Genomic DNA, 7263 nt, shown 5'->3' on the forward strand with positions numbered 1-7263 from the left:
TTATAACCCAGTGCTAAACCGACATATGGATTGGCTTGCCAAAGGAAAGCACCACCATAACCAGTCGTACCGACTTCAGCACGAACACCCACTGGAAGAAGTTGTTTCTGATCAAATGCATAATGATCATGGACTACAGAATCATCAGCCATAGTAGTACCCGCCACAGCAGCTAAAGCACCAGCAACCGCAAGTAGTTTTAATGTTTTCATTGCTCTCTCCTCAAAAGACTTTTATTCAAATCTAAATTTTTATTGCGTAGATGTATCTTAGGAGAAAGTATGGTTCGGTTTTATACGAGAATTGATCATTTTCTGTTAAGTTTTGATACAAATAAGTTTGGTTCTTGTTTTTAAAGCAGTTATTCGTAATTTTTTTTATCAAGATTTTAAATAGCTTTTTTCAAATGAATCTTTTCTTTCACAACATTATTGACACTAATTAGTGTAAAATTATGCAAATTTTTTTGGAAGGAAGAACATGTCTCAGCTTTCTACAATCATTGAGCAAGCGTTTGAAGATCGTGCGAATTTGAGCGCAACGGATTGTCCAGCAGAAATTCGTGATGCTGTAGAGCAAGCGATTGCGGGTTTAGACAACGGTACATTACGTGTTGCTGAAAAAATCGATGGCGAATGGGTGGTTCATCAATGGCTAAAAAAAGCCGTGTTATTATCTTTCAAATTGAATGATAACAAACCAATCGAATCTTGTGATTTACGTTTCTATGACAAGGTTGATACTAAGCATGCAGGCTGGACTGAAGAACAGTTTAAAGCAGCAGGTGTTCGTGTTGTACCGCCTGCTGTAGCGCGTCGTGGTAGTTTTCAGGCGAAAAATGTCGTGTTAATGCCTTCTTATGTCAACATCGGTGCTTATGTAGATGAAGGCACTATGGTGGATACATGGGCAACTGTGGGTTCATGTGCTCAAATTGGTAAAAATGTTCACTTGTCTGGCGGTGTAGGGATTGGTGGTGTTTTAGAGCCTTTACAAGCCAACCCAACGATTATTGAAGACAACTGTTTTATCGGGGCCCGTTCTGAAATCGTTGAAGGTGTGATTGTTGAAGAAGGTTCTGTGATTTCAATGGGTGTATTCATTGGTCAATCAACCAAAATCTTTGATCGTGAAACTGGCGAAATTCACTATGGTCGTGTACCAGCAGGTTCTGTGGTTGTTGCGGGTAGTCTTCCATCAAAATGCGGTACTTATAGCCTTTATGCTGCGGTAATCGTAAAAAAAGTGGATGCCAAAACTCGTGCTAAAACCAGTTTGAACGATTTGCTTCGCGCTGACTAATTGCATTTATTTGCGGAGCTTAATTGTTCCTCGTCTCTACGTTCAAATCTGATCGTAGAGATTTTTGTTTTCTAAGATGTGGTATTTCTGCAATGACTTCTCTACGCTCAACGACTATTCCGGTATCAGATCCTGCGGCGGGTCTTCGGATTACGGAAATTTTTTATTCCTTGCAAGGAGAAGCCAATACCGCAGGCTTACCCACTGTTTTTATTCGTTTAACGGGCTGTCCACTACGCTGCACCTACTGTGATACGACCTATTCTTTTGAAGGCGGTGAACGTCATTCACTCGATCAAATTATTGAAACAGCGTTATCGTTTAAAACACCTTATATTTGTGTGACAGGTGGAGAACCACTTGCTCAACCTAATTGTTTGCATTTACTAACCAGATTGTCAGATTTGGGCTGTCAAGTATCTTTGGAAACCAGTGGTGCGCTAGATGTGTCCAAAGTCGATTCTCGTGTATCTAAAGTACTGGATTTAAAAACTCCAACGTCTGGTGAAGAAAAACGTAATCTGCTCAGTAATTTGGACTATTTAACCTCGCATGACCAAATCAAATTTGTGATTTGTAATCGTGATGATTATGAATGGTCTAAACAGCAATTAGAGAATTATCAGTTAAATGAGAAAGTCAGCACCGTCTGGTTTTCCCCTGCTTTTGCAGTTGAAAAAGCTTCGGTTAAACTACCCCAATTAGCGCGTGATATGGCGCAATGGATTTTAGATGACCACCTCCCTGTACGTTTCCAATTGCAATTGCATAAATTGCTCTGGAATGACGAAACAGGTCGTTAATCCAGTTTATTTTGTTAGTTATTTTTGGAGAATATCATATGCGCCCTCGTGCCATTGTTTTATTATCAGGCGGCTTAGACTCGACGACTTGCCTAGCTTGGGCACAAGCGCGTTATGAATGTATGGCGCTCAGTTTTATGTATGGACAGCGCTCCACGACTGAACTTGATGCAGCTAAAGCGATTGCTCAAAATGCAGGTGTAGAGCACCGTGTCATTAATATTGATTTGGGTAATTTAGGGGGTTCTGCACTCACCGATCATAATATTGATGTGCCAGACCATGAACAAGAAGGTATTCCTATTACCTATGTACCAGCTCGCAATACCATCTTTTTATCTTACGCGCTAGCTGCTGCGGAAGTGTTTGGAGCGGAAGCCATTGTCATTGGGGTCAATGCGGTAGACTATTCAGGTTATCCAGATTGCCGACCAGAATATATTGAAGCATTTACAAATATGGCACGTTTGGCTACTAAAGCAGGTGTAGAGGGAAAACCTCTTACATTTGAAACACCTTTGTTACATTTATCCAAAGCGAATATTATACGTTTAGGTATTGAACATGGCGTAGACTATAGTCAAACTGTCTCTTGCTATCAGGCAGATGCTGAAGGTCGTGCATGTGGGAAATGCGATAGCTGTCGTTTACGTAAACAAGGGTTTATGGAAGCTGGCATTGCAGATCCTACACGCTATATACCATAATAATCAGGTAATATTTATGAAATTATTGAACACAAAACTACTTCTTTCTTCACTTATGGCTGCTGCTGCTTTTACTGCAACGGTTTCACATGCTGCTGATGAAAATAAACTGCAACAAGCCTACAAAAGTACAAATGTAAAAGGTGCTTTAATTAATCTGTGTAAAGATGAAACAGGTAAAGGCAATAAATTAACTGCGGCAGAAGTGAGTAAGTATTGTACTTGTGCAGTCGAAGCCGATGGAAAAATGACCAATGCACAAAAATGGGAAGTACAAAGTGCTATTAATGCCAAGAAAAGCCCAAGTTCTTTAGCTTTTGTACAACAGCAAAATAAAGATCTTCAAGCATGCTTTGGCCCACAGTTGACTGGCAAGTTAAAAGGTTTGACTGAAGAAGCGATGAAATCTGCTCAAGGCAAAAAATAAGCAGAAAAGATGTGATTTGCTAGCCACTTTATGTGGCTTGTTTTTTCTGGAAAATATGGAGAATAATAATGAGCAACGACAATATTTCATTACCTAATCAAACTTTCCCCACAACACATGGTGAAATTAATCTGGCAGATGTCTCTGCTGAATGGTTAATTCTTTACTTTTACCCGAAAGATTCGACACCTGGTTGTACCACTCAAGCCGTTGGGTTTTCATGCCTGAAGGATCAATTTGATGCATTGGGTGCAACTGTAATTGGTGTATCTCGTGATTCAGTCAAAGCACATCAAAATTTTACTGAAAAACAGGCATTGACGATCGATTTAATTAGCGATAAAGATGAAATCCTTTGCCAGCATTTTGATGTGATTAAAGAAAAAAATATGTATGGTAAAAAAGTCATGGGCATAGAACGTTCAACTTTTATTTTCCATAACAAAAAATTGGTTAAAAGTTATCGTAAAGTCAAAGCCGCAGGACATGCCGAACAAGTTCTGGAAGATTTAAAAACTCTTCAGCAAAATAATTAGATTTCGAATGATGTAGCTTATTGATTGCTCATAAGCTACATCTGAATTTTTATGATGAACAATTAACGTTTTACTTTCCAATCGACGTTCATCTTGATATTTATTTTTTCACCCATCCCATCTGGTGCCTTTTTCATACCAAAATCAGTTCGATTGATCGTTGTTGAAGACACCATATTCATTAACTTTTGATTGTTCGTAACAGGTTTTAGTGTGCTATCAAAAATGACAGGTCGGGTAATCCCTCTTATGGTTAATTGCCCTAAAATTTGATACTTATTATTTCCTAAGGCTCTAAATTGATCACTTTTAAAACTTACCGTCTTAAACTGTGCAGCATAAAACAAATCTTTTCCCAATAATGTACTTTTCATGGCGGGATTGTTCAAACTTAAACTATCCACATCCATTATAAAGCGTGTAGATGCCTGCTGTGGCGCATTTTCATCAAAGTTCAAAGTCGCATGTACAGTATTAAACTTAGCGATGACCATAGACTCACGAGCTGAATCGATATGAAATCCGACATTGCTTGTTGGAGCTAATACCCAATTTGCCGCATGAACTTGGCTCATTGATACCACAATCAACGCACCAATCCATAAACTTTTTGCTAATCGCTGATTTGCAATGACAGTCATCATAAACACCAAGACAGGAAAAGAGACTTTACTTTAATCTCCTAAACCAGATTCGACTTGTCATTTAATACAAACTTATTTTGTAATTGCCGATAGATTGAAGTTTTCTGAAAATTCTCCAAAAACTGAATCGTTCCCTGTGGAAATGCCTGTTTTTGGATTTCACCACGATAATAAGCCTCTCGGATCGGAGTAGCAGACATCGACTCTTTCAAACTTTCTAACTCCACCATGGTCCACTCAGGAAAAAGCTTTAAGTAATACGAGGATTCATCTTTAAAATGCCCAATTAAACCAATTTTTGCATGAAGTGGCGTGATCTGATTGACCAGTGTTTTGACTTGATTGACCCATTTTTGATCATCATAGACATCAATGACATGTACAAAGTGAATCCGCTCTTGATCTTCCTCGGAAAAATTAGAAAGAATCATTTGCTCCCTTTCTGCTGCCAAAAAAGGATTTTTAATATTACGCTCAGGTTGCGCCGATCCCAAAGCCAATATAACGTTTTGACTTTGTTGGAGGGCTATTTCTACAGTTTGCAAATGTGCAAGATGAAAAGGCTGAAAACGTCCAATAAAAACGAGATAATCAAATATGTACATAAACCAACTTAATTTTTTATGAACTCACCAGTAGTCATTTATAATCAAATTTACGACATAATGGCAGACATAAACCCAAGATTGAAAGCAAGGATAGTACGATGACACTTCGCTGTATTCAACAACCTCATCAACATTTAAATGCAAAACTTGAAAATGGCATACTGACTTTAGCCATTCATCGCCCTGAAGCAAAAAATGCATTATATGGTGAATTGTATTTGTGGATTGCACAGGCACTGGATGAAGCAGATCAATCCAGTCAGGTTCGCGTGGTGATTTTGCGTGGCGCAGATGCAGACTTTTCTGCGGGTAATGACATGAAAGACTTTATGTCATTTATTCAAAAACCTTATCAAGGCAAAGCTGGAGATCAACCTCCTTTTGTTTTACTCAAATCAGCGGCGAAACTTTCTAAACCGCTGATTGTTGCAGTTAAAGGGGTTGCGATTGGAATTGGTGTCACGATTTTACTGCATGCAGATATTGTCTATGCAGACAACACAGCGTTATTCCAGATTCCATTTGTCAGTCTTGGTCTATCGCCAGAAGGCGCTGCAAGTCGTTTATTGGTGAAACAAGCAGGTTATCACCGTGCCGCAGAACTTTTATTTACCGCCAAAAAATTTAACGCAGAGATTGCAGAAAAAGCAGGTTTGGTCAATCAAATCAGTGATGATGTTTACGCATTGGCCGAACAAACTGCTCAGCAATTGGCTGCATTACCACTTGCATCCATTCGACAATCCAAAGCTCTCATGAAGCATGATCTTGATGAAATTGTGCAATGTGTTGATGATGAAGCCGAGATTTTCATGCAACGTGTCCGTTCGCCTGAAATGAAAGAAGCGGTTCAAGCCTTTATGGAAAAGCGTAAGCCCGATTTTTCCCAATTTGGATAAAATCAATAGACTTCTTTCATAAATCCTTTTATTTMTCCCTATGGGAGAAAAATAAAGARGGTTTCAACAATTATGAAWGAAGTCTAACACTAAAAAACCTGAGATTAAATGTCTGCATTGAAAAACCAATGAATAAGATGCAGCTTAATCTCAGGAATACACTTTTTTACCTAGATAAAATGATTGAATGTTATTCTCATTCATCATCTTCATAACGAAATATTTAAATAGTGATGGCAAATTCAGAAAATCTCCCAAAAAATTCTCAGCAGGTTTCAGATAAAAAACGTTATTTTGAGCCTGCCCCCCAAGATATTGATGTTGAAAATTTTCGTAAAGTGATCGAAAGTCGTCGTTCCGTACGCAAATTCACAGATAAAGCCATTCCAACCGAAGTGCTCGATGCATGTCTTGACTTGGCACTTCTTGCACCAAACTCGTCCAATCTACAACCTTGGACATTTTATGTGGTCCAAAATCCTGCGAAGAAAAAACAGTTAGTTAAAGCTTGTCTGGGACAATTAGCAGCAAAAACGGCTTCCGAACTCATTGTTTGTGTAGCGCGAACAGATCGTGTCGATGAAATGGCCAAGAAAAACATTAGTGAGTTTCCATTTCCTGAAGCCCCTGCAATGGTCAAAAAATACTATCGTTTCATTCCGTATAACTATAAAACTGGTTATTTCAATGCACTCGGCAACTTTAAAAAAGTCGCCTTTAAAGTGGCACGAAGCTTACATAAACAACTTCCTGTTACCGCATTTAACCCTGCCGATGCAAAACTTTGGGCAAGTAAATCCACCGCTTTGGCTTGTGAAAATCTAGTGCTTTCACTACGCGCTTATGGTTTTGATAGTTGCATGATGGAAGGCTTTGATGAACCTATGGTACGTAAAATATTAAAACTCAATGATCAGCAATTTCCTGTGATGGTCATTGGTGCAGGCGAACGTGCTAGTGATGGTGTATTTTTCCCGCAGTACCGTTTTGATCGTGATTTATTTATTCAAAAAGTTTAATTATTGAATATCTAAAATCTGAATAAATTCAAAAGCAGGCTCTTCATAAGGATGGCTTGCTTTTAATGCTGTTGCAACGGTACTGGCTTTTTCTTCTGAAACAATAGTTTCTACGCGCCATTCTTCAAGCTGTTCTAACTCATCCAATTTGCCTAAAAATGGATTTGCACCGCAGACTGGCTTAAACTGCCCGATTCCTTTCACTTGCCATGCACAGTGTTGATAATTACCAATCCCCCCTGCTCCAGCTTCAAAAATAGCTTGTTTAGTCACTTCAAGATGAGATTCAGGTACGTAATAAATCAGTTTAAGCATGAT

At 38.8% G+C, this 7263-nt stretch carries 10 protein-coding genes and 1 pseudogene; 7 read left to right on the forward strand and 4 right to left on the reverse strand.

All coding sequences use genetic code 11. From position 1 onward, the window contains the following. Positions 1-212: pseudogene (locus JR005_RS13470) on the reverse strand (hypothetical protein); the annotation flags it as partial. Between the two features lie 268 nt (positions 213-480). Here JR005_RS13470 and dapD point away from each other — a divergent pair. From dapD to JR005_RS13495, 5 genes are all read left to right on the forward strand, one after another. Further along, positions 481-1302 (forward strand): 2,3,4,5-tetrahydropyridine-2,6-dicarboxylate N-succinyltransferase, encoded by an 822-nt coding sequence (gene dapD / locus JR005_RS13475; RefSeq protein ID WP_044435285.1) that lies wholly within the window; start codon positions 481-483, stop codon positions 1300-1302. A 92-nt stretch (positions 1303-1394) separates the two neighbouring features. Further along, positions 1395-2105: a 7-carboxy-7-deazaguanine synthase QueE gene (gene queE / locus JR005_RS13480; RefSeq protein ID WP_151831805.1), complete on the forward strand. Its 711-nt coding sequence runs from the start codon at positions 1395-1397 to the stop codon at positions 2103-2105. Positions 2106-2143: 38 nt separating this feature from the next. Then, on the forward strand, positions 2144-2812 hold the full coding sequence (gene queC, locus JR005_RS13485; protein ID WP_004989634.1) for a 7-cyano-7-deazaguanine synthase QueC: 669 nt from the start codon (positions 2144-2146) through the stop codon (positions 2810-2812). 16 nt (positions 2813-2828) lie between these two features. Beyond that, entirely contained in the window at positions 2829-3239 is a 411-nt protein-coding gene (locus tag JR005_RS13490; protein WP_004989635.1) for a hypothetical protein, read from the forward strand. A 68-nt stretch (positions 3240-3307) separates the two neighbouring features. Continuing rightward, the gene (locus JR005_RS13495; protein WP_104795003.1) at positions 3308-3775 is read left to right on the forward strand and encodes a peroxiredoxin; all 468 of its coding nucleotides are present in this window, start codon (positions 3308-3310) and stop codon (positions 3773-3775) included. A 62-nt stretch (positions 3776-3837) separates the two neighbouring features. Here JR005_RS13495 and JR005_RS13500 read toward each other — a convergent pair whose 3' ends face one another. Together JR005_RS13500 and JR005_RS13505 are read right to left on the reverse strand one after the other, a co-directional pair. Continuing rightward, complete coding sequence (locus JR005_RS13500; RefSeq protein WP_218665276.1) at positions 3838-4419, reverse strand: YceI family protein; 582 nt, start codon at positions 4417-4419, stop codon at positions 3838-3840. 38 nt (positions 4420-4457) lie between these two features. Next, entirely contained in the window at positions 4458-5024 is a 567-nt protein-coding gene (locus tag JR005_RS13505) for a nicotinate-nicotinamide nucleotide adenylyltransferase (RefSeq protein WP_004989640.1), read from the reverse strand. Positions 5025-5125: 101 nt separating this feature from the next. On the opposite strand from JR005_RS13505, the gene JR005_RS13510 reads away from it, so the two are divergent. Both JR005_RS13510 and JR005_RS13515 read left to right on the forward strand, forming a co-directional pair. After that, positions 5126-5926: an enoyl-CoA hydratase-related protein gene (locus JR005_RS13510; protein WP_004989642.1), complete on the forward strand. Its 801-nt coding sequence runs from the start codon at positions 5126-5128 to the stop codon at positions 5924-5926. 233 nt (positions 5927-6159) lie between these two features. Beyond that, complete coding sequence (locus JR005_RS13515; protein ID WP_218665277.1) at positions 6160-6945, forward strand: nitroreductase family protein; 786 nt, start codon at positions 6160-6162, stop codon at positions 6943-6945. On the opposite strand, the gene JR005_RS13520 is transcribed toward JR005_RS13515, so the two are convergent. Next, positions 6946-7260, reverse strand: coding sequence for a hypothetical protein (locus JR005_RS13520; RefSeq protein ID WP_004989647.1), 315 nt, complete (start codon positions 7258-7260; stop codon positions 6946-6948). It lies immediately after the preceding gene. Positions 7261-7263 lie beyond the last annotated feature (3 nt).

Origin of the sequence: Acinetobacter sp. Colony158 (genome assembly GCF_019264745.1) — a bacterium.
In the GTDB taxonomy this organism is placed as follows: domain Bacteria; phylum Pseudomonadota; class Gammaproteobacteria; order Pseudomonadales; family Moraxellaceae; genus Acinetobacter; species Acinetobacter ursingii.